Annotated in this window: 26 protein-coding genes; 16 read left to right on the top strand and 10 right to left on the bottom strand. The window is 29.5% G+C overall.

Annotation, left to right across the window (positions count from 1 at the left end; all coding sequences use genetic code 11):
• The 4 genes from AJN58_RS03945 (at nucleotide 1) to AJN58_RS03930 (ending at nucleotide 2,870) form a co-directional block, all read left to right on the top strand.
• Nucleotides 1-522, top strand: a complete 522-nt coding sequence (locus tag AJN58_RS03945) for an isochorismatase family cysteine hydrolase (RefSeq protein ID WP_002785057.1) — start codon at nucleotides 1-3, stop codon at nucleotides 520-522.
• The gene (recO, locus tag AJN58_RS03940) at nucleotides 522-1,136 is read left to right on the top strand and encodes a recombination protein RecO (protein WP_070286488.1); all 615 of its coding nucleotides are present in this window, start codon (nucleotides 522-524) and stop codon (nucleotides 1,134-1,136) included. Before AJN58_RS03945 ends, recO begins: the two co-directional genes overlap by 1 nt.
• On the top strand, nucleotides 1,133-1,540 hold the full coding sequence (gene ybeY / locus AJN58_RS03935) for an rRNA maturation RNase YbeY (RefSeq protein WP_002871111.1): 408 nt from the start codon (nucleotides 1,133-1,135) through the stop codon (nucleotides 1,538-1,540). The genes recO and ybeY overlap by 4 nt, the downstream gene beginning before the upstream one ends.
• A gap of 127 nt (nucleotides 1,541-1,667) precedes the next feature.
• The gene (locus tag AJN58_RS03930; RefSeq protein WP_070291994.1) at nucleotides 1,668-2,870 is read left to right on the top strand and encodes a Cj0814 family flagellar-dependent secreted protein; all 1,203 of its coding nucleotides are present in this window, start codon (nucleotides 1,668-1,670) and stop codon (nucleotides 2,868-2,870) included.
• 24 nt (nucleotides 2,871-2,894) lie between these two features.
• Here AJN58_RS03930 and AJN58_RS03925 read toward each other — a convergent pair whose 3' ends face one another.
• Genes AJN58_RS03925 through bamA form a run of 7 tightly spaced genes read right to left on the bottom strand, consistent with a single transcriptional unit; the run spans nucleotide 2,895 to nucleotide 9,411 of the window.
• Entirely contained in the window at nucleotides 2,895-3,821 is a 927-nt protein-coding gene (locus tag AJN58_RS03925) for a tRNA dihydrouridine synthase (RefSeq protein WP_070243412.1), read from the bottom strand.
• Nucleotides 3,818-4,804 (bottom strand): hypothetical protein, encoded by a 987-nt coding sequence (locus AJN58_RS03920; protein ID WP_002870402.1) that lies wholly within the window; start codon nucleotides 4,802-4,804, stop codon nucleotides 3,818-3,820. Before AJN58_RS03920 ends, AJN58_RS03925 begins: the two co-directional genes overlap by 4 nt.
• On the bottom strand, nucleotides 4,794-5,156 hold the full coding sequence (dksA, locus tag AJN58_RS03915) for a molecular chaperone DnaK suppressor DksA (protein WP_002870403.1): 363 nt from the start codon (nucleotides 5,154-5,156) through the stop codon (nucleotides 4,794-4,796). The genes AJN58_RS03920 and dksA overlap by 11 nt, the downstream gene beginning before the upstream one ends.
• A gap of 11 nt (nucleotides 5,157-5,167) precedes the next feature.
• Nucleotides 5,168-5,617, bottom strand: a complete 450-nt coding sequence (locus tag AJN58_RS03910) for a 23S rRNA (pseudouridine(1915)-N(3))-methyltransferase RlmH (RefSeq protein ID WP_002870404.1) — start codon at nucleotides 5,615-5,617, stop codon at nucleotides 5,168-5,170.
• A 1-nt stretch (nucleotide 5,618) separates the two neighbouring features.
• Nucleotides 5,619-6,461 carry an acetyl-CoA carboxylase, carboxyltransferase subunit beta gene (gene accD / locus AJN58_RS03905; RefSeq protein WP_070233944.1) on the bottom strand — a complete coding sequence of 281 codons (843 nt, stop codon included), beginning with the start codon at nucleotides 6,459-6,461 and terminating at the stop codon, nucleotides 5,619-5,621.
• An 8-nt stretch (nucleotides 6,462-6,469) separates the two neighbouring features.
• The gene (locus tag AJN58_RS03900; RefSeq protein ID WP_070233943.1) at nucleotides 6,470-7,192 is read right to left on the bottom strand and encodes an inositol monophosphatase family protein; all 723 of its coding nucleotides are present in this window, start codon (nucleotides 7,190-7,192) and stop codon (nucleotides 6,470-6,472) included.
• Nucleotides 7,192-9,411, bottom strand: coding sequence for an outer membrane protein assembly factor BamA (gene bamA, locus AJN58_RS03895; RefSeq protein WP_070233942.1), 2,220 nt, complete (start codon nucleotides 9,409-9,411; stop codon nucleotides 7,192-7,194). The genes AJN58_RS03900 and bamA overlap by 1 nt, the downstream gene beginning before the upstream one ends.
• A 76-nt stretch (nucleotides 9,412-9,487) precedes the next feature.
• On the opposite strand from bamA, the gene AJN58_RS03890 reads away from it, so the two are divergent.
• The 11 genes from AJN58_RS03890 (at nucleotide 9,488) to AJN58_RS03840 (ending at nucleotide 21,334) form a co-directional block, all read left to right on the top strand.
• Entirely contained in the window at nucleotides 9,488-10,315 is an 828-nt protein-coding gene (locus AJN58_RS03890) for a prephenate dehydrogenase (RefSeq protein WP_002860956.1), read from the top strand.
• A 79-nt stretch (nucleotides 10,316-10,394) separates the two neighbouring features.
• The gene (locus AJN58_RS03885; protein WP_070233941.1) at nucleotides 10,395-11,768 is read left to right on the top strand and encodes a M23 family metallopeptidase; all 1,374 of its coding nucleotides are present in this window, start codon (nucleotides 10,395-10,397) and stop codon (nucleotides 11,766-11,768) included.
• Nucleotides 11,768-12,652 carry a UDP-3-O-acyl-N-acetylglucosamine deacetylase gene (lpxC, locus tag AJN58_RS03880; protein ID WP_002859351.1) on the top strand — a complete coding sequence of 295 codons (885 nt, stop codon included), beginning with the start codon at nucleotides 11,768-11,770 and terminating at the stop codon, nucleotides 12,650-12,652. The genes AJN58_RS03885 and lpxC overlap by 1 nt, the downstream gene beginning before the upstream one ends.
• Nucleotides 12,653-12,690: 38 nt before the next feature.
• On the top strand, nucleotides 12,691-13,092 hold the full coding sequence (locus AJN58_RS03875) for a tRNA threonylcarbamoyladenosine biosynthesis protein TsaB (protein WP_032599159.1): 402 nt from the start codon (nucleotides 12,691-12,693) through the stop codon (nucleotides 13,090-13,092).
• 8 nt (nucleotides 13,093-13,100) lie between these two features.
• Nucleotides 13,101-13,979: a homoserine kinase gene (gene thrB, locus AJN58_RS03870; RefSeq protein ID WP_002857455.1), complete on the top strand. Its 879-nt coding sequence runs from the start codon at nucleotides 13,101-13,103 to the stop codon at nucleotides 13,977-13,979.
• A 24-nt stretch (nucleotides 13,980-14,003) separates the two neighbouring features.
• Nucleotides 14,004-14,261: a DUF448 domain-containing protein gene (locus AJN58_RS03865; protein WP_002870410.1), complete on the top strand. Its 258-nt coding sequence runs from the start codon at nucleotides 14,004-14,006 to the stop codon at nucleotides 14,259-14,261.
• Nucleotides 14,248-16,863 carry a translation initiation factor IF-2 gene (gene infB / locus AJN58_RS03860; protein ID WP_052858947.1) on the top strand — a complete coding sequence of 872 codons (2,616 nt, stop codon included), beginning with the start codon at nucleotides 14,248-14,250 and terminating at the stop codon, nucleotides 16,861-16,863. Before AJN58_RS03865 ends, infB begins: the two co-directional genes overlap by 14 nt.
• A complete protein-coding gene (gene rbfA / locus AJN58_RS03855) occupies nucleotides 16,860-17,222 on the top strand; it encodes a 30S ribosome-binding factor RbfA (protein ID WP_002778650.1) in 363 nt (120 codons plus the stop codon). The genes infB and rbfA overlap by 4 nt, the downstream gene beginning before the upstream one ends.
• Nucleotides 17,212-17,628: a ribosome maturation factor RimP gene (rimP, locus tag AJN58_RS03850; protein WP_070233940.1), complete on the top strand. Its 417-nt coding sequence runs from the start codon at nucleotides 17,212-17,214 to the stop codon at nucleotides 17,626-17,628. Before rbfA ends, rimP begins: the two co-directional genes overlap by 11 nt.
• Before the next feature lie 45 nt (nucleotides 17,629-17,673).
• Nucleotides 17,674-20,013, top strand: coding sequence for an McrB family protein (locus AJN58_RS03845; protein WP_070233937.1), 2,340 nt, complete (start codon nucleotides 17,674-17,676; stop codon nucleotides 20,011-20,013).
• Nucleotides 20,006-21,334 carry an McrC family protein gene (locus AJN58_RS03840; protein WP_070233935.1) on the top strand — a complete coding sequence of 443 codons (1,329 nt, stop codon included), beginning with the start codon at nucleotides 20,006-20,008 and terminating at the stop codon, nucleotides 21,332-21,334. Before AJN58_RS03845 ends, AJN58_RS03840 begins: the two co-directional genes overlap by 8 nt.
• Here the strand turns inward: AJN58_RS03840 and AJN58_RS03835 are convergent.
• Genes AJN58_RS03835 through AJN58_RS03825 form a run of 3 tightly spaced genes read right to left on the bottom strand, consistent with a single transcriptional unit; the run spans nucleotide 21,323 to nucleotide 23,861 of the window.
• Nucleotides 21,323-22,126: a metal ABC transporter permease gene (locus tag AJN58_RS03835; RefSeq protein WP_070291992.1), complete on the bottom strand. Its 804-nt coding sequence runs from the start codon at nucleotides 22,124-22,126 to the stop codon at nucleotides 21,323-21,325. The two genes, AJN58_RS03840 and AJN58_RS03835, sit on opposite strands and share 12 nt — an antisense overlap.
• On the bottom strand, nucleotides 22,119-22,973 hold the full coding sequence (locus tag AJN58_RS03830; RefSeq protein WP_070233933.1) for an ABC transporter ATP-binding protein: 855 nt from the start codon (nucleotides 22,971-22,973) through the stop codon (nucleotides 22,119-22,121). Before AJN58_RS03830 ends, AJN58_RS03835 begins: the two co-directional genes overlap by 8 nt.
• 12 nt (nucleotides 22,974-22,985) lie before the next feature.
• The gene (locus AJN58_RS03825; protein ID WP_070233931.1) at nucleotides 22,986-23,861 is read right to left on the bottom strand and encodes a metal ABC transporter solute-binding protein, Zn/Mn family; all 876 of its coding nucleotides are present in this window, start codon (nucleotides 23,859-23,861) and stop codon (nucleotides 22,986-22,988) included.
• A 236-nt stretch (nucleotides 23,862-24,097) separates the two neighbouring features.
• Here AJN58_RS03825 and AJN58_RS03820 point away from each other — a divergent pair.
• Nucleotides 24,098-25,061: cache domain-containing protein (locus AJN58_RS03820; protein ID WP_214283842.1), on the top strand; the 964-nt coding region annotated here is incomplete at its 3' end.

Genomic DNA, 25,061 nt, shown 5'->3' with positions numbered 1-25,061 from the left:
ATGAAAAAAGCTTTTGTTTTAGTGGATTATCAAAATGATTTTATTGATGGAAGTTTAGGTTTTGATAAGGCTTTAAAAATCAAAGAAAATATTCTTAAAGCCTTAAATCAAATCGATTTTAATAACACGCATTTGCTTTTAACCTATGATACGCATGATGAGCATTATCTACAAAGTAAAGAAGGTTTAAATTTACCTGTAAAACATTGTATTAAAGAGAGTTTGGGTTGGCAAATGCCAAAGGAATTTGAACCTTTTTTACAAAAAGCTCATAAAATTTTTTATAAAAATACTTTTGGTAGCTTAGAACTAGCTAATTTCATACAAAAAAGCGATTATGAAGAACTTCATTTTGCAGGGCTTGTTTCTCATATTTGTGTGTTTTGTAATATCATTTTAGCTTTTGGTGCTAAGCCTAATGCAAGGATAATTTTACACCAAAATTTAAGTGCAAGTTTTGATGAAAATTTAGAAAAATCCGCTTTTGATATACTTAGAGCTTATGGTATTGAAATTGTTTAATGCAAGGCTTTATACTTCATACTCAAAAAGTTAAAGACGAGGATTTGATCGTTTATATTTTAAGTCCTAAAATGCTTATTAAGGCTTATCGTTTTTATGGACTTAGACATTCTAGTATTTTAAGCGGCTATAAAATCGACTTTGCTTTAGAAGAAAATCCTAGTTTTTTACCAAGACTTAAAGATGTATTGCATTTGGGATTTTTATGGATTATGCAAAGGGATAAAATGCTTATTTGGCAAGAATTTATCCGTCTTTTATATAGACACTTAAAAGATGTGGAAGAGCTTGATAGTTTTTATTTTAATTTACTTGATGAGTGTGTGAAAAGGTTTGAAAAACAAAATCCAAAGCGTGTTATTGTTGATGCTTATTTAAAAATTTTGGAATTTGAAGGAAGATTGCATAAAGATTTTTTTTGTTTCGCCTGTGATGAGAAAATTCAAAATTCCATTACATTACTAAGGGCTTTTTTACCTTCGCATTCTCAATGTGCTTTAGGATTTGAGTTTGAAGAGAAAAAACTAAAACAATTTTATAGCAGTAAAAATTGTGCGATTTTTGATGATGAAGAAATAGAAAATTTATATCATTTGATTAAGGAAGGTTTATGATATTAAGTGATGAAAAATGTGATTTTTTAGAATCTATAGCAAGTTTTTTAAGCCCTAAAGATGTGGAGCTTGTCTTTGTGGATAGTAAAGAAATGCAAGAAATTAACTTAGAGCAAAGAAAACAAGATAAAACCACTGATGTACTTTCTTTTCCGCTTGAAAATATCGATGAAAGTTTGCCTTTGGGTTCTGTTGTGATCAATGTGGATTTGGCAAAAGAGAAGGCTAAAGAGTTAGGGCATAGCTATGAAGAAGAAATAAGCTTGCTTTTTATCCACGCTATGCTTCATTTGTTAGGTTTTGATCATGAAAATGATAATGGAGAAATGAGAGAAAAAGAGAAAGAACTTATAGAGCATTTTAATTTGCCTAAAAGTTTGATTATAAGGACTTTAAAAGATTAAGTAAGAATTTTTTCTTCGAGTGTTAGAAGGTTTTATATTATATATTTTAAATTATGAGTAGATATTTTAAGAAAAAATCATTTTTGCCGATTTATCTTAATAAATTTCATTTACAAGGAAGGCAAAAATGATTAATGGTATAAATTCTTATTCAAACTACAATTACACAAATACTTTTAGTAATACTACTTCAAATACAAAATCATCTAATGCCATAGCAAATAATAACCTTGTAAGTGATAAATCACAAGCGGTAGATAAAATTTTAGGCTATGGCGTAGATAAAGAGGGCTTTTTTACAAGTGATTTCAACGAAGCAGCAGGCTTGCCAAAAGATTATAAGATTTATGCAGATGGTTTAAATAATTTTGTAAATAACTTTATTAAAAGACAACCTTTTTACTCTCAAATAGACATTGCCAAAACAATAGGAGATGCTTATAACTCTTTTTCTTCTTTTGTTAAAGATAAGGGATTAGGAGAAAGCTTTCAAGAACAGGATTTAAAAAATCTATCCCAAAAAGATGGGGTAAATTATTGGCAAGAATTACAAAGCGATAATGCTTTCATTTGGAAGCTTGCTGATAAAAATATAGCGGATTTGGGTTCTAATAAATATCAAATACATGATAACAAAATATCTAAAGGTGGTGCTTTAATTGCGTTTTTTATAAATAATCTTAGCACAATTAAAGGACAAACAACCTTACTGGGTAAATTAGCTGGACTTAATAGCGATACGGACAACAATGAAATAAAAGAATTTTTGTCCTTTATGAATAAAAATCCCTTAAAATATTCCTACGAGCAAGATGGCTGGGGCAATCCTATGGGAGATAGTTTATCAATATGGAATTATATAAATAGAGCTAAAAATTTAGGAGATGATAAACTAATAAAAACTATTGAGAATTTAGGAGATGAATACAATAAGCTTATTAATTCTAATATGAGCCTAGAAGAATTTAAAACTAAATATCTTGATTTTAAACAAAGGCACGATGAGTTTGTAAAATCACTAGAAGAAACAGAAAAGGCAAAAGGTGTAGATTATAGCAATCCTTTAAAAAATACAAATAACAAAGAAACTTCAGAAGAAGACAAAGAAAAGCCTTTTAAACCTATACAAGCAGAAAGTAAAAACAAAGAAACTTACAAAAATGATAATGTAAGAAACGAGATTGTAAAAAAACTATTAGAAGGTAAATTTAGCACAAGCGATGAGTTAGAACTTCTTTTTGGTATGAAATTTAGTGATGATAACACAGGAGAATTTAATAAAATTCTTTCTTTAAATTCTGCACCAAAAAGTATAGATATTAAGGCTTAAGGTTTTTTAAATTATAAAAATCGATCAAGTTAAACTAAAAAATTCTTCTATTTTTTTTCGCATTTCTTCGACATTGTCGATACGATTAACGCTATCTCTAAAGGCTGAAGCGTCTTTATAGCCTTTAGAATACTCGTGTAAATGTTTGCGAAATATACTTACGCCTTGATCTTTGTAGTGTTTTATCATTTCATCAAAATGAGTGAGTATGATTTCTTTTTTGAGTTTTTCATCTACGCTTTTACCGCTTTTGATTTCATAAAATATCCAAGGATTTCCCACGCTTGCACGCCCTATCATGAGTCCATCGCATTTTGTGATTTCATAAACTTCTTTAGCGTTTTGTGCGTTAATATCACCATTTGCAATCACAGGAATTTTCACGCTCGCTTTAGCACTGGCAATGGATTCATAATCGGCTTTTCCGCTATAAAGCTGTTTTCTTGTGCGTCCGTGGATGCTTACAAAATCCACCCCCAAGCTTTCACAAATTTTAGCCATTTTTTCAGGATATTTTTCATTAAATCCTAGTCGAAATTTCACACTTGTAAGGCTTTTTTTATTGTTTTCTTTAATTACTCCTACAAGATTTTTAAAAAGCTCTAATTTTTCTAGCAAAGCACTACCAGCGCATTGTTTAACAACTTTATTTACAGGGCAACCGCAATTAAAATCAATCCCATCTACAAAATCCATTTCATTTAGCATTTGCACTGCTTTTTTTAGCACTTCTTTATCTCCACCTGCAATTTGGACTATATAAGGATTTTCTAATTCAGCTCTTTCTAGCATATGTAGAGTTTTAGAACTTTCATAAACTAAGGCATTAGAACTTATCATTTCGCTTATGGTGATATCAGCACCAAATTTTTTTACTACATTACGAAAAGGCAGATCTGAAAAACCTGCCATAGGAGCTAAAAATAAAGGTTTTTTGCTAAAATCTATCATTGTATGAGTTGGTTTAGATTGATTTTGATATTTTTTTCACGCAAGGCTAAAAAGGCCTTAAAATCATTAAATTTCTTATCATCATTGTGAATTTGCTCTCTTAACTCATCTAAAAGTCCAAATTCAGCTAAAAGATATAAATGTGCTCTTAAAGCTTCGCTTTTTTCATTTTTAATTTTGTTAAAAATTCCTAAAATAGCATCAGGATTTAAAAGTTTAGTACTTAGTTTTGCTGCGTTAAGATAGTCTTTTTCGCTTAGTATATTGTGTGAAAGTAAAACTTCGTATTCTGCTGCACTAAGTTCTAAATTTCCTTCTTTAAAACGCTTGATAAGTGTGAGAACTTCAGAAGGCTTTTTAGGGATTTTTACATTTTTAATTTGTTCATAACTAGCTTTTTCTATAAGAGTATTAAAAGCAATTTCTTCAAATTCATCTTTGATTTCATTAAGGTTTTTAAGTTTGCTATAGGCATAATTTGCATCGTTTTTGAGATGATTTTTTTCATTTTGCAAATATAAAACATTGTTATTTTCGAGTTTAAATTTACTAAGGTTAAAAAATTCGTTTTTATTTAAACCATCAATAAGATCTAAAATTTCATTGATTTTATTTGAGTGTGGAATTTTTTCATGTGTTTTTAGGGTTTTAAAAAGCTGTGCCACAGCTCTAAATTCTTTTGTTTGAAAAGTGGTTTTAAGATCTTTTTCAAGGAGCAAATCTTGAGTATAAGCTTCAAATTTAGTTGCATCTTTAAAAAAATGCTTAAATTTTAAATAACGCAAAAATCCATAAAATGCTATGTGCAAAACGGCTAAAATCATATAAACAAATAAAGGAATAACAAGCCATATCATAATAGGTAGTTCAAAGGTATAAGTACTGATATTTAGAGTATAGCTTCCTAGTTCTAGATGCCAAGCAAAGGCAAAAATAAGTGCTATATAAATAAAACTTGCAAGTAAAAAGAGTTTAATTTTCATGTTTTTTTCCTTGTTCTGCAATTTGACGGCAAGTGATACAATATCTTGCGTGAGGTTTGACTTTTAGTCTTTGAGAGTCGATTTCATCATCGCAAGATTCGCAAATTCCATAAGTGCCGTTTTTGATTTTATCTAAAGAATTTTCGATTTCTATAAGTTCTTCTTTGAGATTGGTGCTGATAGTAAAGTCAATTTGAGAGCCTGTTTCTATGATAGAAAAATCTACACTATCGCTTGGGACGCTATTGTGAAGAGCTTCGATTTCATTTGAATTGCTTTGCAAATTTTCTAAGATGGTTTTTTTTCTTTCTTCTAAAATATTTTTGAAATTTTGTATTTCATTTTTTTTCATTTTAAAACTTTCTATTTGTGATAAGGGTGATTGTTGTTGATGCAAAATGCACGATAAATTTGTTCTAAAAGTAAGGTTTTAACAAATTGATGTGCTAAAGTAAGTTTGCTTAATGATAGTCTAAAATCCAAACTTTGATTAAATTCTTCTCTTAAACCATAAGCACCACCTATAAAAAAACTTAATTCATTTTTATCTTGGATGAGTTTTGCAAATTCTATACTTGTAAGTTCTTTCCCTTTTTCATCAAGAGCGATACAATAGCCTTTTTTATAAGGCATAAAAGCTTCTTCATAGCTTTTTTTTGCTTCTATGGCATTTAAATTTTGAGCTAAGGCTATTTTTTTATTAAAAACATTTATTTCTTTTAAAGTGGCGTATTTAGAAATAAGTTTAGAGTATTTCTCACTCCAAGTTTTAAATTCATCACTTTTTTGAATACAAAAGATATTAACTTGCAAATTATTTTCCACTGAAAAATTTTAGCACATCGCTAAGATATTGTTTTTGTTCTCCTCTTTCAACTATGGCATCTATAAGTCCATGTTCTAACAAGAACTCTGCTTTTTGAAAGCCTTCAGGTAAATCTGCTCCTATAGTTTGTTTAATAACTCTTGCACCAGCAAAACCGACTAAAGCTTCAGGTTCAGCGATGATTAAATCTCCAAGCCATGCAAAAGAAGCACTTACCCCACCCATAGTAGGATCAGTTAAAATGCTAATATAAGGAAGTTTTTCTTTGCTAAGAAGTTTAAGCGCGGCGCTAGTTTTGCTCATTTGCATTAAAGAATAAGTGCTTTCTTGCATTCTAGCTCCACCGCTTGCACTTACGATGACAAGAGGGGTTTTGCTTGTGATAGCTCTTTGTATAGCTCTAACGATTTTTTCTCCTTCAACAGAACCTAAAGATCCACCCATAAAAGAAAAATCAAATACAACAAGTTGGGTTTTTAAACTGTTGATTTCACATTCTCCGCTGATGACAGAACTTTTTCTACCTGTTTTACTTTCACCTTCGCTAAGGCGTTTTTTATAGGATTTGCTATCAACAAATTTTAAAGGATCTATAGCTTCTAAATTTGCATCATACTCAATAAAACTGCCTTCATCGCTTAAAAGTTTAATACGTTCATCAGCTGAAATTCTCATGTGATAATTGCATTTAGGACAAACATTAAAACAAGATTCTATTTCTTTATAATACATCAAAGCATGACAACTTTGGCATTTTACCCAGTGATTTGGAGCTTCTTTAACGCTAGGTTGTTGTCTTCTTATTTTTGAAAAAATATCTGCAAAATTCATATATTCACCTAATTATTTTTTAAAAATTTTAAGATTATATCAAAAATTTTCTTGTCTTGGCTTAGTAGAAGGAAATTTTCATTTTTTTCTATATATAAATTTTGATGAATTGTTAAAGCAGCTACTGTATCAAAAATTCGTGTTTTTCCAAGAATTAATACAAAACTAAAATACGAAGCATAAGCGAGACTTAAAGCTGTTGCGCCCAAAGAGCGAAATTTTAATTGATTTTTTGTTAAAAAATCGAGAAGTTCTGGATAAAGTGAAATTTTTTCAACTATACCTATTTTAGAAAATAGATTAGGTGTTAAGGGTGAGTATTTTGGATCGAAAAGATTAGATTTAAAAGCTTGATTGTTATTAAAAGCAAAAATTTCTTGACTGACAAGATTGCAAACAAAAGCGCTTTTTGCCTGATCTTTTTCTATGAGAGCTATAGAAGTTCCATAAAATGGTATTTTAGAAACAAAATTTGAACTTCCATCCAAAGGATCAAGAATCATTTGTTTTGGGTTATCTTTCCCGATCAAGCCACTTTCTTCAGAAAAAATTTGCCCAAAACAACTAAGATATTTTATGAAAATTTGTTCACATTTTAAGTCAAGCTCATAGCCTTGATTTTCATCATAGCCTAATTTAGAGCAAAGTTTAAGATCATTTTGTGGGATATTGTTTAGATACTTGCGTATTTGCAAATTTGCATTCAAGCAAGCATCTAAAAATTCTTTCATTAAAAGCGTGTTCCAAGATTAAATTCAAAACTGTTAGTATCATCACCTTTTTTATCATTAAGAGGTTTGGCAAATACAAGTTGTAAAGGTCCAATTGGTGTAATCCATTCAATGCCTATACCTGTACTCATTCTTTTTATTTCATCTAAATTTTTGCGTCCTATCATACCATAATCAAAAAACACGCTACCACGAAGTTTAATTCTATCAATCAAAGGAAAACTAAGTTCTACGGAATTGGCAAAAGCTATGGTTCCTCCCACTTCATCTCCCCATTGGTTTTTAGGGCTTACTGTTCTGCTTTCAAAACCGCGTATCGATCTAATACCACCTAAATAAATTCTTTGGTTAATTGGTAAATAACCTTCATTCCATACTTTATAAAAGCTTGCTTTGTAGCGATAAATAAGATCATATCCTATATAGTCTTGCAAACCTTGATAAAAGTTAAATTTAGAGCTTGATGAAATAAATTCTTGATCTCCGCCAAGTCCAGCGTATTCTAAACTAGTTGAAGCAATGATACCTGATCGTGGCAGATAATAATCATCTGTATTGTTAAAGGTGATTGCTGGAGTTATAGAGCTTTTAATACTTTTGCCAAGTTCATATCCTGTTCTTAAAAGATTTGGACTTAAGTGATAAATATCGCTTTGTTCAAGATTATAAGTTAAGCTTACATTATAGTATCTTGCAAATTGGCGTCCAACTGTTATATCAAAGCCGTAATTTTTTTCTGAATAATTATCCCATTCATAGTCATTTGAATAAAGTGTTCCACCTAGGCTATATTGACTATCAAGAACGCGTGGATTTATGAGACTAATCCTTCCTGATAAGGTATCATCGCTTTTATCTACGCTTACAGAGCTTTTTATCCCTGAACCAAAAATATTTGTATCTGATAAAGAAGCATTAAGTAAAATACCATCGCTTGATCCATAGCCAATGCCTCCAGAAATAGCTCCTGTAGAAGCTTCTTTAACATCAACAATCAAATCAATATGTGTATCGTCAACTTTTTCTTCTTTGATATTCACATCGTCAAAATAAGAAGTTCTTTTTAAAGCATTTTTTGACTCGCTTAAGTCTGTTCTATTGTATAAATTACCTTCTGTTATATATAATTCTCGGCGTATGACGCGATCTACAGTGCGTGAATTTCCTGAAATAATAACATTTCTTATATAAACTTTATCGTGAGGGATTACTTTAAATACAACAGTAGCTTCTTGAGTTTGATCATTTTTTTGAATATCAGGATAGACTTCTACAAACGCATAACCTAAATCAGCACTTTGTGTTTCTATGGTTTTAACATCTTTTCTAATGTCTTCAATATTGATAGTTTTGCCAGCGCTTGATCTTAAATCTTTTACGGTTTGTGCATTTTGTTTATCATCAAATAAAGGATTTTCTATGTTTATACTTTTAATTTTATAAGGCTTTCCTTCTTTGATAAAATAAGTCAAATTTGCTTGATAAGTATCTGTGTAGGTTTTAAGATAAGGAGGAGATACTTGAACATCTAAATATCCTTTTTTCATGTACTCATCAGCAATTCTTGAACTATCATTGCTAAGCTCAAAAACTTTTAATTTTCCATCATTGCGTCCCCACATCCAACCCATAAATTCTTTTTCTTTATTGACAATTGAAGGTTCTATATCAGAATATGAAAATTTCTTGGCTCCACTTAAATGAACATTATCAATAATGATATTTTCACCACGATTTACTATAAATTCAAGCTCTAACCCATCGGTATTTTCTAAAGTCTTTTTTTTGTATTCTACAATAGTATCAAAGTAACTTTTTGCTTCATAATAAGCTTTAATGCGTTCAATAGCTTCTTTTATACTTCCTTCATCAAGTAGCGTACCTCTTTTAATCCCTAAAATACTTTCAACTTGTTTTCTATCATTTGAAGCTATACCTGTGATAGTAACCTTTGCTATAGTTGGTTTTTCAGTAACTATAATTTCCAAAATTCCATTGTTGTTTTCTACTGCAATATTTTCGAAATAATTTTGTTTATAAAGATTAAGAATAGCAGTGTTGATTTTTGCAGGATTTATTTCTTCTCCTATTTTAAGCCCTGTAATATTTATGGCACTTGTATTTGATAAGTGGTTTAATCCGATAAATTTAATATCCTTAATGGTTGCTGCATTGGCTATAGCAACTAAAGCACAAATACTAATAAGATGTTTTTTCATTGATTTTTTACCTAAAGCTTTATTAAAAGCTGTATAATAGCAAAAAAAATTTAACAAAAAAACTAAGGTAGAAAGTATGAAAATAGCAATTATAGGGCTTGGGCTTATGGGTGGATCTTTAGGGCTTTGTTTGAAAGAAAATAAGCTTATTTCTTGTGTTTATGGTATGGATTTAAGTAAAGAAAATGAAAAAGATGCCCTGCGATTAGGTCTTATTCATGAGCTTATAGAATTTAAAGATTTAGCTTTATGTGATATGATTTTTGTCGCAACTCCTGTTAATGCTATTATAGAAATTTTGCAAAAGTTAGTTGATTTGCCTTCTAATGTAACAATTATAGAGCTTGGAAGTACAAAAAGAAAAATTATAGAAAGTTTGCCTAAGAATTTAATCAAACAAACTCTTTTTGCTCATCCTATGACAGGAACTGAAAATTCAGGTCCAAAAGCGGCTTTTAAAGAGCTTTATAAAGATGCAGTTTGTGTTCTTTGCGATAGTGAAATAGCTGATGATTTGCATCAAAAAAGAGCAGTAGAAATTTTTTCTCATTTAGGGATGAAAATTGTTTTTATGGATAGTAAAGCCCATGATCATCATGCTGCTATTATTTCTCATTTGCCTCATGTTATAAGTTTTTCTTTGGCTAATTTTGTAATGAAAGAAGAGGATAAAAGAAATATTGTTCATTTGGCTGGAGGATCTTTTAAAGGTATGAGCAGAATTGCCAAATCATCACCACAAATGTGGGAAAGTATTTTTTTACAAAATAAAGATAACTTATTAAGTTCTATTGATTTTTTTCAACAAGAATTAGAGAGATGTAAACAAATGATACAATTAGATAAAAACGATGAATTAAGAGAATGGATGAAACAGGCTAATACTCTAAGAGAAATTTTATAAATTTGCTAGATATTTACTGAAAATATAATAGAATTTATACTAAAAACAACAAAAACATCGAAAATTTTTAAGGAAGGTTATGGCAAAAAGAAAAGGCAAAACTTATTTATCTGTTTTAATTTTAGTTTTAATAGCAATTTTGATTTTTTTTATTTCAAGATTAAGTATTTTTGAAAAAAATCCTCCTCAAATTTTAATGCCAGATGTTGTATATACTGATCTTAAAAAACCTATTTTAGTGCATGTTAAAGATGATGAAAGTTCTATCAAAAATGTACAAATTATATTGCATAAAGACGACAATACTAGTGCAATGGTTATAGCAGATGAAAAGATTTCTAATTTAAAAGATATTACCTTACAAGTTGCTTTGCCAAAATTTGGTTACAAAGAAAATGTAAAATCTTTTGTTTTGGAGGTGATAGCTAAAGATTCTAGTTTTTGGAATTTTTTTAGTGGTAATGAAGCAAGAAAACAAATTGCGGTATTAGTAGATAATACGGCTCCAAAAATCAATATCATAAGCAATTCTTACCAAATCGAGCAAGGCGGTGCTGGGGCTGTTGTTTTCAAGGCTGATGATGCTAATTTAGATAAGGTATATATAGAGACAAATAAAGGTAAAATTTTTAAAGCTACGCCTTATGTAAAAGAAGGGTATTATGCGGCTTTGATTGCTTGGGATGCAAGAGATGAGGAATTTCGTGCATTTGTTATCGCTACGGATAAAGCGGGAAATATTTCAAAAGAACGTATAAGGTATTATTTTGTTAATCGTAAATATCGTGTTTCAAATATCAATCTAACGGATAAATTTTTAGATGGAAAGATTGAGAATTTAGCAAATCAATACGCTCCAAAAGATAATAATTTCAATCGTTATGAAAAATTTAAGTTTGTCAATGAAACTTTAAGAAATAGTAATGAAAAACTTATCCATGAAATCACTTCAAAAGTACCTGAGGAAAAAATTGATAATTTTGATTTGAATTTATTTTTACCTCTTAAAAATGGTATGAAAGTAGCGGATTTTGCTGATCATAGGTATTATTCTTATAATGGGCAATTTGTGAGTGATTCTTATCATATGGGGCTTGATCTAGCAAGCGTAGCACAAGCTCCTATCATAAGTAATAACGCGGGCAAGGTTGTTTTTGCTGCTGAAAATGGGATTTACGGTTTAAATTTAATTGTTTATCATGGTTTTGGTGTTTATAGTCTTTACGGGCACTGTTCTTCTAAAAATGTTGATTTAGATGAAATGATTAATAAACAAAGTATTATAGGCAAAACAGGAACAAGTGGGTTAGCCTTAGGCGATCATTTGCATTTTGGAGTTTTGGTTCAAGGAGTTGAAACGCGTCCTGAACAATGGCAAGATAAAAAATGGATAGAAAATAATATTTACAATGTTTTAAATGATGGTAAAAAGATAATTTTAGGAAAAAATTAATGAAACAATTAACTTTAGCAAAAACTGTCAAAGGCGTAGGTATAGGACTTCATAAGGGTGAACCTATAGAAATTACTTTAGAGCCTTTAGAAGCAAATAGTGGTATAGTATTTTTTAGAAGCGATCTTAATGCAAGCTATAAGGCAAGTCCTGAAAATGTGATCAATACTCAAATGGCAACTGTTTTAGGAGATGATCGTGGATTTATTTCTACAATAGAGCATTTAATGAGTGCGATTAATGCTTATGGAATCGATAATGTACGCATAGTTTTAAATGCAAATGAAGCTCCTGTTATGGATGGATCAAGTATTAGTTTTTGTATGATGCTTGATGAAGCAGGGGTAAAAGAACTTGATGCGCCTAAAAAAATTATGGTAATTAAAAAGCCTATAGAAGTAAGAGATGGTAATAAATTTGTGCGTTTAACTCCTACTAAAGAACCCCGTATTAATTACACAATTAAATTTGACAATGCTGTTATAGGTGAACAAAGTTACAATTTTGAATTTAGCAAAAAAAATTATATAGAAAACATAGCAAGGGCTAGAACTTTTGGTTTTTTAAAAGATGTTCAAGCTCTTAGGAGTATGAATTTAGCACTAGGTGGAAGTTTAGAAAATACTATAGTGGTAGATGAAAATCGTATTTTAAATCCTGAGGGTTTGCGTTTCAAAGATGAGTTTGTAAGACATAAAATTTTAGATGCAATTGGAGATTTAACTTTACTTGGATATCGTGTTTTTGGAGATTATACTTCATATGCTGGGAGTCATCATTTAAATCATTTGCTTACTAAAGAAGTTTTAAAAGATAAAGATGCTTATGAAATTGTAAGCCTTGAAAAAACAACCCAAAAAGCTTATGAAAAGGTATTTGCATAAAAACCTCTCTTTTGCTTAATGCTTTATCTAAGCCTTTAATGATCGGAATTTATCAAGATGATGAACTTATAAAAACTTATAAAAGTGAAGAAAAAGCAAGCGAATTTTTACCAAAAATTTTAGATGAATTGCTTAAAGAATATGATTTTACAAGTTTAATTTATGCTAATGGTCCAGGTTCTTATATGGGGATTAAAATTTCTTATGTAAGTTTGAGTACTTTAAGTATAGTAAAAAATATTCCTTTATTTGCGGTGAGTGCTTTTGAATTAAATGGCTATAAACCCATAAGTGCAAATAAAAATTTTTGTTTTGTATATAAGGAAGGTGAAATTTGTTTAGAGCAAAATATCCCAGCAGAGTTTTTTTTACCAAAAAATTTACAAGAGCTTAAACTAAATAATGATAATCTTCCCTTTTATTTTTTAGATGCAATTTAGGATGAAATTTGAAAATTTTAGTTCCCGCTACGAGTGCGAATTTAGGGCCAGGTTTTGATTGTTTAGGACTTAGTTTAAAGCTTTTTAATGAAACTCAAATCCAAAAATCAGGTGTTTTTAGCATTAGTATTGGAGGTGAGGGCAGTGATAATATTTTTCTTAAAAAAAACAATATATTTGTAAATATTTTTTATGAAATTTATGAAAAACTAAGCGGAAAAAAAGATAATTTTCGTTTTATTTTTCAAAATAACATTCCTCTTTCAAGAGGGTTAGGAAGCTCTTCAGCTGTGATTGTTGGAGCTATTGCCAGTGCTTATTATATGAGTGGATTTAAGGTAGAAAAAGAACGTATTTTAGATGAAGCTTTAATTTACGAAAACCATCCAGATAATATCGCTCCAGCTACTCTTGGTGGTTTTGTGTGTTCTTTGGTTGAAAAAAATAAAGTTTATAGCATCAAAAAAGAGATTGATAAAGATTTAGCTGCTGTGGTTGTGATCCCAAATTTGGCAATGAGCACGGAACAATCACGCCAAGCTTTGGCCAAAAATTTAAGTTTTAATGATGCGGTTTTCAACCTTTCCCATGCTTCATTTTTAACCGCTTGTTTTTTGGAGAAAAAATATGAATTTTTAAAATTTGCAAGTCAAGATAAGCTCCATGAAATCAATCGTATGAAAAACTTACCCGAGCTTTTTGAAGTGCAAAAATTTGCCTTAGAAAATAAAGCTTTAATGAGTACGCTTTCAGGTTCGGGATCGAGCTTTTTTTCTTTAGCTTTTAAAGATGATGCTTTAGCTTTGGCAAAGAAAATGCAAACAAAATTTAAAGATTTTCGTGTGCAATATTTAGAATTTGATGATAATGGCTTTGAAATTTGCTAAAAAATATAAAAAAAAGATATAATTTTGAAAAAACATATACCAATTAGAATGTGCATAGTGTGTAAAAACCGCTTTGAGCAAAATATGTTATTTAGATTTAAAGTTGTTTTAGGAGATATTGTGCCTAAAGCAGAACATGGAAGAAGCGGATATTTATGTCAAAATTGTATTGAGAAAGAAGATAAAATCTTACAAAAAGCATTTTCTAAAATATGTAAAAATTTAAATACTAAAATTACTCAGCAAGGACTTAAGGAGATATTTTTAAATGGCAAAGATTAGAATTCATGAAATCGCAAAAGAATTAGGTTATGATAGTAAGGAAATTATTGAAAAGGCAAATGAATTAGGACTTGGAATTAAAACAGCATCAAATGCTGTAGAGCCTGAGATCGCAGCAGCTATTTATGAGTATATACAAACAAGAGAAATTCCAGAAGCTTTTAAGAAAAATATCAAAACTCCTACGGCAAAAAAGCCTAAAAAAGAAAATATAAAAGAACAAGAAAAGCTAAATGAATCTGAAAAAAAAGAACCTAAAAAAGAAGAAAAGCTTAAAAAAGAAGTTAAAAAAGAAGAATTAAAAGTTGAAAAAGAAAATGCAAAAGAGGAAGAAAAACAAGAAATTATTGATACTCATAAGCCACAAAGCCTTGCTAGTGCAACTTTAGCCAAAAGACGCGGACTTGTCATTGTTAAAAAGAAAAAAGACGAAGAAGAAATTCAAGTTAAAAAAGAAGAAGTAAAAAATTCAAATGATATATCTATCAATAATGAAGAGCGCTTAAGTTTAAAAACTATGTTTTCAAATGCTGATGAGAGTTTAAAGAAAAAGAAAAAAGAAAAAAAATCTTTTGTTGCGAGTAAAAAAGAAAGTACCGAAAAAATGAATTTTTTAGATGAACATGATTTTGGTGATATTTCTTTAGATGATGAAGATGAGGTAGTGTTACCTGATTTTAGTGTAAAAGAACAAGAAAAACCACAAAATATCAATAAAAAACAACCTAATTTTATAAGACAAGCTGTTGGAAATTCTGCGGGTTTTGGGCTTGAAGGTGGAATTCAAAGAAGAAGTCGTAAAAAACCACCTAAAAAGATTGAAAAAAAGGAAGTAGAAGAAGTAAGTAGTGTTTCTATTTCTAAAGAAATTCGTGTGTATGAATTCGCTGATAAGATAGGAAAAAGCACTAGTGAAGTGATTTCAAAACTTTTCATGCTTGGAATGATGACAACAAAAAATGATTTCTTAGATGAAGATGCGATTGAAATTTTGGCTGCTGAATTTGGTATAGAGATCAATATCATTAACGAGGCTGATGAGTTTGATTATGTAAAAGACTATGAAGAAGAGACTGATGAAAAAGATTTAGTGACTAGAGCACCTGTGATTACCATCATGGGGCATGTTGATCATGGTAAAACTTCTTTGCTAGATTATATCAGAAAATCACGCGTTGCAAGTGGTGAAGCAGGGGGTATTACTCAGCACGTGGGTGCTTATATGGTAGAAAAAAATGGACGTAAAATTACTTTTATCGATACCCCAGGTCACGAAGCTTTTACTGCTATGCGTGCAAGGGGTGCAAGTATCACTGATATTGTAATCATTGTTGTGGCCGCAGATGATGGGGTAAAACCACAAACCAAAGAAGCGATAAATCATGCCAAGGCAGCAGGTGTGCCTATTATTATTGCTATTAACAAAATGGATAAAGAAGCAGCAAATCCTGATATGGTAAAAACTCAACTCGCAGAAATGGAAATCATGCCAGTAGAATGGGGCGGATCTTATGAATTTGTAGGGGTTTCGGCTAAAACAGGAATGGGGATTGAAGATTTGCTTGAGATCGTGCTTTTACAAGCTGATATTTTAGAACTTAAAGCCAATCCAAAAAGTTTTGCTAAAGCAAGTATTATAGAAAGTTCTGTGCAAAAAGGGCGTGGTGCGGTAGCTACTATCATCGTGCAAAATGGAACACTTACTGTAGGAAGTACTGTGGTTGCAGGTGAGGCTTATGGAAAAGTGCGTGCGATGAGTGATGATCAAGGTAAAGCTTTAAAAGAAATCAAACCAGGCGAATGTGGGGTTATCGTAGGGCTTAGCGAAGTAGCAGATGCAGGTGAAATTTTAATCGCAGTAAAAACCGATAAAGAAGCAAGAGAATACGCTAATAAACGCCACGAATACAATCGCCAAAAAGAACTTAGTAAATCTACTAAAGTTAGCATTGATGAGCTTGGAGCTAAGATCAAAGAAGGTAATCTAAAAGCCTTGCCTGTTATTTTAAAAGCTGATGTACAAGGATCTTTAGAAGCCTTAAAAGCAAGTTTAGAAAAACTTAGAAATGATGAGATTAAAGTGAATATCATTCATAGCGGGGTAGGAGGGATCACACAAAGTGATATAGAGCTTGCAAGTGCGAGTGAAAACTCTATAGTACTAGGTTTTAACATACGCCCAACAGGGGAAGTTAAAGAGCGTGCTAAGGATAAAGGCGTAGAAATTAAAACCTATAATGTGATTTATAATCTTTTAGACGATGTAAAAGCCTTGCTTGGTGGTATGATGAGTCCGATTATTTCTGAAGAGCAATTAGGACAAGCAGAGATTAGACAAGTGATCAATGTGCCAAAAATCGGACAAATTGCAGGTTGTATGGTAACTGAAGGGGTGATTAACCGTGGAGCTAAAATTCGCCTTATCCGTGACGGAGTTGTGGTTTATGAAGGAAATGTAAGCTCGCTTAAACGCTTTAAAGATGATGCTAAAGAAGTGGCAAAAGGCTATGAGTGTGGCGTAGGTATAGAAGGGTGTGATGATATGAGAGTGGGTGATTATATAGAAAGCTATAAAGAAGTAGAGGAACAAGCAAGTCTATGAACCCAAGTGAGATTAAAAAACTACGCACTGAAAGTATCTTAAAAGAGCTGATCCCTGAAGCTTTAGCAAATTTAGATGATGAAAATTTGAAAAATTTGTGTGTAGTGGATGTAGAGTGTAAAAAAGGCAGATATGATGCTTTTGTGTATCTTGATAAGATGTTTTTTAATGTTCATGAGCAAGAAAAAATTTTATCTTCTTTAAAAAAGGCAAGTAGAGCTTTGCAAAATTACTGCATGAGTGAGCAGGGCTGGTATAGGTGTCCGAATTTTCACTTTAAATTTGATGATAGGCTCGAGTATCAAAACCATATGGATGCACTTTTTGAAAAAATAAAAAAGGATAAAAATGAATCTTGAAGCCCTTTGCAAAGAAGCAGGACTTAGTTTTTATGATGATGAGCTAGTAAGTGAAAATGGCAGAAAAATTTATAGAATTTATGTGCAAAAAGAAGGCGGGGTAAATCTTGATGATTGTGCAAGGCTTAGTGAAATTTTATCGCCTATTTTTGATGTAGAACCACCTGTAAATGGAGAGTATTTTTTAGAAGTATCTTCACCAGGACTTGAAAGAAAACTGAGTAAGATAGAACACTTTGCTAAAAGTATAGGTGAACTTGTGAAGATCACAACCAATGAAAAAGAAAAATTTCAAGGCACACTTTTAGAAGTCAAAAATGAACGCATTCTTATAGAAGACTCAGAAGAAAAAATCAGTATAGAAATTGCAGATATTAAAAAAGCTAGAACTTTTGTAGAGTGGTAGGAAATTTAAATATGATTTAAAATAGCATAATTTAAGGATTTGGTAATGTGGAATTTAGATGAAAAAAAATTACAAGAAATGCTTGATGGCTTTTTAAATTTTCAAGAAGTATGGACTTTAGAAAAAGTTAAAAATATGACTCTTGAAGAATATACTAACATTAAAAAAGATAATCCAAATAGAGATGATTTTACTTTTTGGATAGAAAGCAAATTGGATAATCTAGGAAGTATTTGGGGTGGCTCAGCTTTTAAATTTGGTATATATAGAAGAAATGATGAAAGTCAGAAAGAATCTTCTAGTGGTAGATTATATAGTCAAAATTATGCTTGGATTGCTAAATATGGCAATAATGAAAATGAAGCATTTAATAATATCAAAGAAAAAATCATACAAATAATACAAGCAAGTCAAGATAATAATTTAAAAACTATAGAAAAAATAGATTTTGGGGATGCAATTAAATGGAAAATAGCTTTTCATTATCAAGATGTAAAGAATATAAAAATAGTTAATATTTTTTCTAAAAATGTTTTAGATTTAATATCTTTAAATGAATTTAAAGAAAAATTAAAAATATATCAAATACATAAAAAATTATTAGAGAATAAAAATTTATCATTAGTTAAAATGATAGAAAATATAGCTATTCCTTTATGGAATAAATATGGCATGAATAGTCAAAATTATATAGATAAAATGAAAAATTTATTTAGTGAATATTTAAATAAAAAGAAATTAGATAAAAATACTATAAATAAATATATTCAAGTTATAGAAAATATATCAAAAGAATTTTTAAAAGAAAATCTATATAGTTGTGATTTATTTAGTTTTGATCAAAATATAAATAAATTAAATAAAAATGAAGAATTTAAGTTAAAAAACAGCAATTCTAGTGCATTGAATTATTATAGAGCTTTTTTGATTGATTATTATGAACAAGATATTTTTATAACTGAAAGAGTGCAATCTGAGGAATCAAATATGAAAATTATACCCTTAAATCAAATTTTTTATGGGTCTCCAGGGACAGGAAAAACTTATCATACTATAGATAAAGCTTTGGAAATTTTGGGCAAAAATTTAGAAAGTAGAGATGACAAAAAAGCAAAATTTGATGAGTATGTCAAAAAGGGACAAATAGTATTTACTACTTTTCATCAAAGCTATGGATATGAAGAATTTGTAGAAGGTATAAAGCCTCGCATAGATAGTGAAGAAAATTCTAAAGAAATAGAATATGAAATAAAAGATGGAATTTTTAAAGAACTTTGCGAAAAAGCTTTGGATAATTATGAGAATAGTATCTTAAATGCAGATGAGTTGAATAAAAAAATAGAATTAAAAGAAAAGGTTGAAAATTTTTTAAATTGGCTTTTGGAAACAAATGAGCCTATTGGTAAAACAAAGGGTGGAAATTTCTTTGTTATTGAAATTGATAATAAAACAATTGTGATTTATAGTGAAGGCATAGAGAGATTCGATGGAATTTTTAATTTAAATTTATCTATATTTATGGAGTTATTAAAATGCAAAGATGAATTTAACAATGCTACTGAAATGTTTAAAAAGGTATTTAATAGAGATTATGCTGATAGAACTCATACTTATTACTTTAATTTAGTGAAAAAATTTAAAGCATATGAAAAACAATTAACTGCAAAGATTGAAAATAATAAAAACAATGATAATTCTTTAAAACCTTATATAATCATCATAGATGAGATTAATCGTGGTAATGTAAGTAAGATTTTTGGTGAGCTTATAACCTTGATAGAGCCTAGTAAAAGGATAGGTGAAAAAGAAGAGTTAAAAGTGACTTTGCCTTATAGCGGTGAAAAATTTGGAGTGCCTAAAAATGTTTATATCATAGGCACTATGAATACAGCCGATAGAAGCATAACTTCTCTTGATACAGCTTTGCGAAGACGCTTTGAATTTATTGAGATGATGCCTGATGTGAGCAAATTATCTATGGATTGCGAAGGTATTAATTTACAAGAATTATTAAAAGCTATAAACACTCGTATAGAATATTTACTAGATAGAGAAAAAACCATAGGACACGCATTTTTTATAGGTGTTGAAAATTTAAATGATTTAAAAAGTATTTTTCAAAACAAAATTATCCCGCTTTTGCAAGAGTATTTTTATAATGATTATGCTTTGATTAATGCGGTTTTAAATGATAATGGTATGATTTTTGAAGATAAAAAAGATGATAAATATCTTCAAAAAATAAAAAATCTAGATAGTGTTAATAGCGAGAGAAGTATTTATAATATTGCTTCATTTGATGATAAAATTTGGGATAAAATAGAAATATATCAAGCAATTTATAATGATGAAATAGCAAATAAATTAAAAAACGAAAATGAATAGCACTTTTTCCATCATCGAACACCAAGCTTTTTCTAAAGAAGATTTAAAAGAAATTTTCAAAGAAAAGGCCGAAGGGTTTTATAAAGAGCTAGAAGATTTTGCAAAAAATAATGAAAATCTTCTAGGCTTTAAAAATAAAAATACCTTAAAAGCTAAAAATTATGTCGGCATTATACAGACTAAAAGTGGGGTTTTGGAGATCTTGCCAAAATGCACGAATTTAGATAGCTATAAAAAAGAAGATAGCTCTTCAAATCACGATAAAGAAAAACTAAAAAGATACTATGAATTAGACAATATTTCTAAAAATAATGATTTTTATGAAAAAGATTTTAAATTTAATCCCAAAAATCTTTTGATAAATATGCTAAAAACCTTAAAAAACTCCCCCTTTAAAAAATCGCAAATTTCATCTTTGCAAAGTTCTAAAATTCCTTTATTTGAAGTGTTTATCACTATGTTTTTAGATGAATTTGATAGCGTGTATAAAAAAGGCTTGATGAGATCTTATCTAAGTTGCGAAGAAAATAGGGCTTTTTTAAAGGGAAAATTACTATTTAACAAGCATATCAAGCAAAATTTGATACACAAAGAAAGATTTTTTACAAGCAATGATGAGTTTGTTTTAGATATAGCACCCAATCGTTTGATAAAATCAACGCTAAATTTTTTAAAATCCAAAACAAGTTTGAATAAATTTAGACTTATAAAATCTATGCAAATGCTCGATGAGGTAGAATTTTCTAAAAATTATGAAAAAGATTTTAGTTATAAAATTTCAAGACATTTTGATTATTATGAAAACTTGCTTTTGTGGTGTAAAATTTTCTTAAAAAATGAAAGTTTTATGCCTTATCATGGTAAAAATGAAGCTTTTGCTTTGCTTTTTCCTATGGAGAAAATTTTTGAAGATTATGTAGCTTATATGCTAAAAAAAGCAAATCCAACTCAAGATATTAAAGTTCAAAACAATGGAAAGTATTTAATCTCAAAAAATGATGAAAATTGTTTCATGTTAAAGCCTGATTTATATATAGAAAATAAAATGATTTTAGATACCAAGTGGAAAATTCCAGATAGTGATGAAGATAAAAAGCAGGGCATAGAACAAAGCGATTTATATCAAATGTTTGCTTATGCTTGCAAATTTAAAATTTATGATATTAAACTTGTGTATCCTTTATGTGAAAAAACTCAAGATTTACAAAGAAAAATCGCAGAAAAATTTTTTGTTTTTAAAGCAAGCGAACATTTGTATTTTAAAGAACAAGGGCAAAAAGATATAAAAGTGCAAGTGTGTTTTGCACCTTTACCTTTTTAAAAATTTGCCTATCAAATGCACTAAAAAACTAAAACAAGCTACAGCTATGATGCAAGCACCGCTTGAGAGATTAAGATAATAGCTAAGTATAAGTCCTAAAACACAAAAAATCATACTTAAAAAACTTGCCAAAATCATGATAAAGCCAAGTCTTTTAGTGAAATTTTCAGCAATAAAGCTTGGGATACTAAGCAAAGCCATAACCAAAATAAGCCCTACAAGGCGTATAGAAATAACTATACAAAAAGCCATAAGGGCGATTAAAAGATAATGAAAAAAACTTGTATTGATACCACGAACTTTTGCAAATTCCGTATCAAAGCTTAATGCTTCAAATTGTCTATAAAATAAAAAGATCAAAAGAACCACCACGCTATCAACCAAAGCCATAAGCCATAAATCTTGTGTTCCTACAGCTAAAATACTTCCAAAAAGATAAGCCATTAAATCTGTGTTATAACTAGGGCTTAAATCGATTAAAATAATCCCAACAGCCATTCCAAAAGCCCAGATTACAGCGATAATACTATCACTTCTGTGTTCATAGTGTTTAGCTAAAAAAGCTACTAAAAAAGCCAAAAATAAAGTAAATATTCCCGTGCTTAATAAAATAGGTAAAGAGAAATAAAAAGCTATACCTATACCACCAAAAGCTCCATGTGTTATACCTCCAGCCATAGAAAAAAGGCGATTTATCATCACCAAAGTACCTATGATCCCACAAGCTATACTAACTAAAATCGCTCCTAGTAAAGCGTTTTGAAAAAAGGTGAAATTTAAAATTTCAAGCATTATTTTCCTTTGAAAATTTTAAACAAAAATTTTCTTTTTTAAATTCTGTTTTTTTCAAATTTCTTCTTGTAAATTCTTGTTCGCATAGTTTTTTACTATCGCAATTTTCTTCATCACAAAAACAAGTATTTAAACTCATTTCTACATCACAAAAATGAGAGTGGTTTTCGTATAAATGTTTTAAAAATGAACTTTTTTCTTTTTCTTTAGTGTTGGTATGCAAGAAAAGTTCTTTGTTTAAATGTGCAATTTTATCGCTATAAGCTAATACAAGGTTGATATCGTGACAAATGAGTAAAATTCCCATGCCTTTTTGGTGTAAAGAGCTTAGAAGTTCAAAAATTTGTATAGCAGACTTGTTATCAACGCTTGCGGTAGGTTCATCTAAAATAAGCATCTTACATTCACTAGCTAAGGCTCTTGCGATAAAAACACGTTGTCTTTGTCCTCCGCTTAGAGAATCAATTGTTTTGTTCCAAAATTTTTCCATTCCTACGCTTCTTAAAGCTTGCATAGCTTTTTCTTTATCTTTTTTCCCATAAAAACCAAAAATTTTTTTACTTAAAAGTCCCATAAGAACGATTTCAAGCACTCTTGGACAAAAATTAGGATTGGCTAGAGTGTGTTGAGGAACATAGCCTATTTCTTTTCTTTGAAGAGCTTTGAAATGGATTTTATTTTTGGATTTTAAAAGTCCTAAGATAAGTTTTACGAGTGTTGATTTTCCTGCGCCATTTGGACCTATGATAGAGAGAAAGTCTTTATTGTCATAGCTAAGATTGATATTTTTTAAGATGATTTCATTGTCATAAGCGTAGTTTAGATTAGAAATTTCAAAAAAAAGCATCAAAAAGCCTGATTATAAATTATGAGAAAAGGCATCAGCAGTTTTTAAAAGCTCATTTTCCCAATCATAAGATAAATGATCTATTTTGTAAATTTTTACATTACATTCTTTAGCAAGTGTTTTTGCTGCATTTTCAGGGAATCCATTTTGAACAAAAATGACTTTTAAATTTTTATCTTTTATTAGAGTAATAAGGTTTTGCAAATCTTTGCTTTTTGGTTCTTTGCCTAAAATTTCTACAGGAATTTGCGTAAGATTATAGCGTTTTGCAAAATATGTCCAAGAAGGATGATAAACTACAAATTCTCTATTTTTTAATTTTTCTAATTTTGAGGCAATTTGTAAATTTAAACTATCTAATTCTGCTAAAAATTTATCTAAATTTTGTTTATATAAATTTTTATTTTGTGGATATTTTTGAATTAAGGTGTCATAAATATTTAAAGCCATAGTTTGGACTAAAATAGGATCTAACCAAGTATGAGGATCAAAATGCTCATGTTCATGAGAGTGTTCGTGAGTGTCATGAGTTTGAATTAAAGCTATGTTTTTTTGCATATTTACAACTTGAAGTTTTGGAAAATTTTGTTTAAATTTATCCGTAAAAACTTTCTCAAATTCTAAGCCCATGGTGAAATAAATATCACTTTTTTCAAGTTTTTTCATAGTGCTTGGTTTAAATTCAAAATTATGCTCATTGCTATTTGGGGGCAAAATAACATTGATATCTAGAGTATTTGCAGCTATTTTTTTAACAAAAAATGCTTGAGGTGCTATACTGACACTAACTAAATTGCTGTTGTTATTTTGATCTTGTTCGAAGTTTTTAGCTTGTGTGAAAGTATAAAATATCCCTAAAGATAAGATAAATAATATAATTTTTTTCAAAATATTTCCTTCGATATAAATTTTTCTAAATTATAACGATATTAAGCTTAATACATAGAATTTTCGAAGCGATATTACTTTAAATAAAAATAATAAATATAAATTAATTTAATATTAATTAAATTAATTTTTTATAACTTTTAAATTTAAGTAAAAATTTAAATTTTTTAATTTATAATTATAAAACTTTATGTAAATATCCCTATAAAATAATATTAGAAAGGAGCGCTTAAATTATGAAAAGCGTAAAATTGAAGGTTTCACTGATTGCAAATTTAATCGCAGTAGTGTGTTTGATAATTTTAGGTGTTGTAACATTTATATTTGTAAAGCAAGCAATTTTTCATGAAGTTGTGAATGCTGAAATAAATTATGTTAAAACGGCTAAAAATTCTATGGAGTCTTTTAAGGCAAGAAATTCTTTAGCTCTTGAAAGTTTGGCTAAAAGTATTTTAAAGCATCCTGTAGAACAGTTAGATAGTCAAGATGCTTTAATGCATTATGTTGGAAAAGATTTAAAGAATTTTAGAGATGCTGGAAGATTCTTAGCAGTTTATATTGCTCAACCAAGTGGCGAACTTGTTGTAAGCGATCCAGACTCTGATGCTAAAAATTTAGATTTTGGAACTTATGGAAAAGCTGATAATTATGATGCTAGAACAAGAGAATATTATATAGAAGCAGTTAAAACAAATAAACTTTATATTACCCCATCTTATATTGATGTAACTACAAATTTACCTTGCTTTACATATTCTATTCCGCTTTATAAAGATGGTAAATTTATAGGAGTTTTGGCCGTAGATGTTCTTGCAGCAGATTTGCAAGCTGAATTTGAAAATTTACCAGGTAGAACTTTTGTATTTGATGAAGAAAATAAAGTATTTGTTTCTACAGACAAAGCTCTTTTACAACAAGGTTATGATATTAGTGCAATTGCAAATCTTGCAAAAACCAAGAAAGATTTTGAACCTTTTGAGTATACTAGACCAAAAGATAATAGTGAAAGATTTGCTGTGTGTGCAAAAGTTTCTGGAATTTATACTGCTTGCGTTGGAGAACCAGTAGAACAAATAGAAGCTCCAGTTTATAAAATTGCATTTATACAAACTGCGATTGTTATTTTTACAAGTATTATTAGCGTCATCCTCCTTTATTTCATCGTATCAAAATATCTCTCTCCACTTGCAGCTATCCAAA

This window comes from Campylobacter sp. BCW_4321 (genome assembly GCF_001763075.1).
Taxonomy (GTDB): Bacteria; Campylobacterota; Campylobacteria; order Campylobacterales; family Campylobacteraceae; genus Campylobacter_D; species Campylobacter_D jejuni.
The sequence above is the reverse complement of the archived record's forward strand: the minus strand, read 5'-3'. Positions and strand labels throughout refer to the sequence as shown.

What these genes read in the sequence shown, in the direction of transcription:
- dksA (WP_002870403.1), bottom strand. Translation starts at nt 5,156, where the DNA reads ATGAAAAAAAATGAAATACAAAATTTCAAAAATATTTTAGAAGAAAGA.
- AJN58_RS03920 (WP_002870402.1), bottom strand. Translation starts at nt 4,804, where the DNA reads ATGAAAATTAAACTCTTTTTACTTGCAAGTTTTATTTATATAGCACTT.
- rbfA (WP_002778650.1), top strand. Translation starts at nt 16,860, where the DNA reads ATGAACCCAAGTGAGATTAAAAAACTACGCACTGAAAGTATCTTAAAA.
- AJN58_RS03925 (WP_070243412.1), bottom strand. Translation starts at nt 3,821, where the DNA reads ATGATAGATTTTAGCAAAAAACCTTTATTTTTAGCTCCTATGGCAGGT.
- accD (WP_070233944.1), bottom strand. Translation starts at nt 6,461, where the DNA reads ATGAATTTTGCAGATATTTTTTCAAAAATAAGAAGACAACAACCTAGC.
- AJN58_RS03835 (WP_070291992.1), bottom strand. Translation starts at nt 22,126, where the DNA reads ATGCTTGAAATTTTAAATTTCACCTTTTTTCAAAACGCTTTACTAGGA.
- AJN58_RS03885 (WP_070233941.1), top strand. Translation starts at nt 10,395, where the DNA reads ATGGCAAAAAGAAAAGGCAAAACTTATTTATCTGTTTTAATTTTAGTT.
- lpxC (WP_002859351.1), top strand. Translation starts at nt 11,768, where the DNA reads ATGAAACAATTAACTTTAGCAAAAACTGTCAAAGGCGTAGGTATAGGA.
- infB (WP_052858947.1), top strand. Translation starts at nt 14,248, where the DNA reads ATGGCAAAGATTAGAATTCATGAAATCGCAAAAGAATTAGGTTATGAT.
- ybeY (WP_002871111.1), top strand. Translation starts at nt 1,133, where the DNA reads ATGATATTAAGTGATGAAAAATGTGATTTTTTAGAATCTATAGCAAGT.
- AJN58_RS03845 (WP_070233937.1), top strand. Translation starts at nt 17,674, where the DNA reads ATGTGGAATTTAGATGAAAAAAAATTACAAGAAATGCTTGATGGCTTT.
- AJN58_RS03930 (WP_070291994.1), top strand. Translation starts at nt 1,668, where the DNA reads ATGATTAATGGTATAAATTCTTATTCAAACTACAATTACACAAATACT.
- AJN58_RS03900 (WP_070233943.1), bottom strand. Translation starts at nt 7,192, where the DNA reads ATGAAAGAATTTTTAGATGCTTGCTTGAATGCAAATTTGCAAATACGC.
- recO (WP_070286488.1), top strand. Translation starts at nt 522, where the DNA reads ATGCAAGGCTTTATACTTCATACTCAAAAAGTTAAAGACGAGGATTTG.
- rimP (WP_070233940.1), top strand. Translation starts at nt 17,212, where the DNA reads ATGAATCTTGAAGCCCTTTGCAAAGAAGCAGGACTTAGTTTTTATGAT.
- AJN58_RS03840 (WP_070233935.1), top strand. Translation starts at nt 20,006, where the DNA reads ATGAATAGCACTTTTTCCATCATCGAACACCAAGCTTTTTCTAAAGAA.
- AJN58_RS03890 (WP_002860956.1), top strand. Translation starts at nt 9,488, where the DNA reads ATGAAAATAGCAATTATAGGGCTTGGGCTTATGGGTGGATCTTTAGGG.
- AJN58_RS03945 (WP_002785057.1), top strand. Translation starts at nt 1, where the DNA reads ATGAAAAAAGCTTTTGTTTTAGTGGATTATCAAAATGATTTTATTGAT.
- AJN58_RS03875 (WP_032599159.1), top strand. Translation starts at nt 12,691, where the DNA reads ATGATCGGAATTTATCAAGATGATGAACTTATAAAAACTTATAAAAGT.
- bamA (WP_070233942.1), bottom strand. Translation starts at nt 9,411, where the DNA reads ATGAAAAAACATCTTATTAGTATTTGTGCTTTAGTTGCTATAGCCAAT.
- AJN58_RS03830 (WP_070233933.1), bottom strand. Translation starts at nt 22,973, where the DNA reads ATGCTTTTTTTTGAAATTTCTAATCTAAACTACGCTTATGACAATGAA.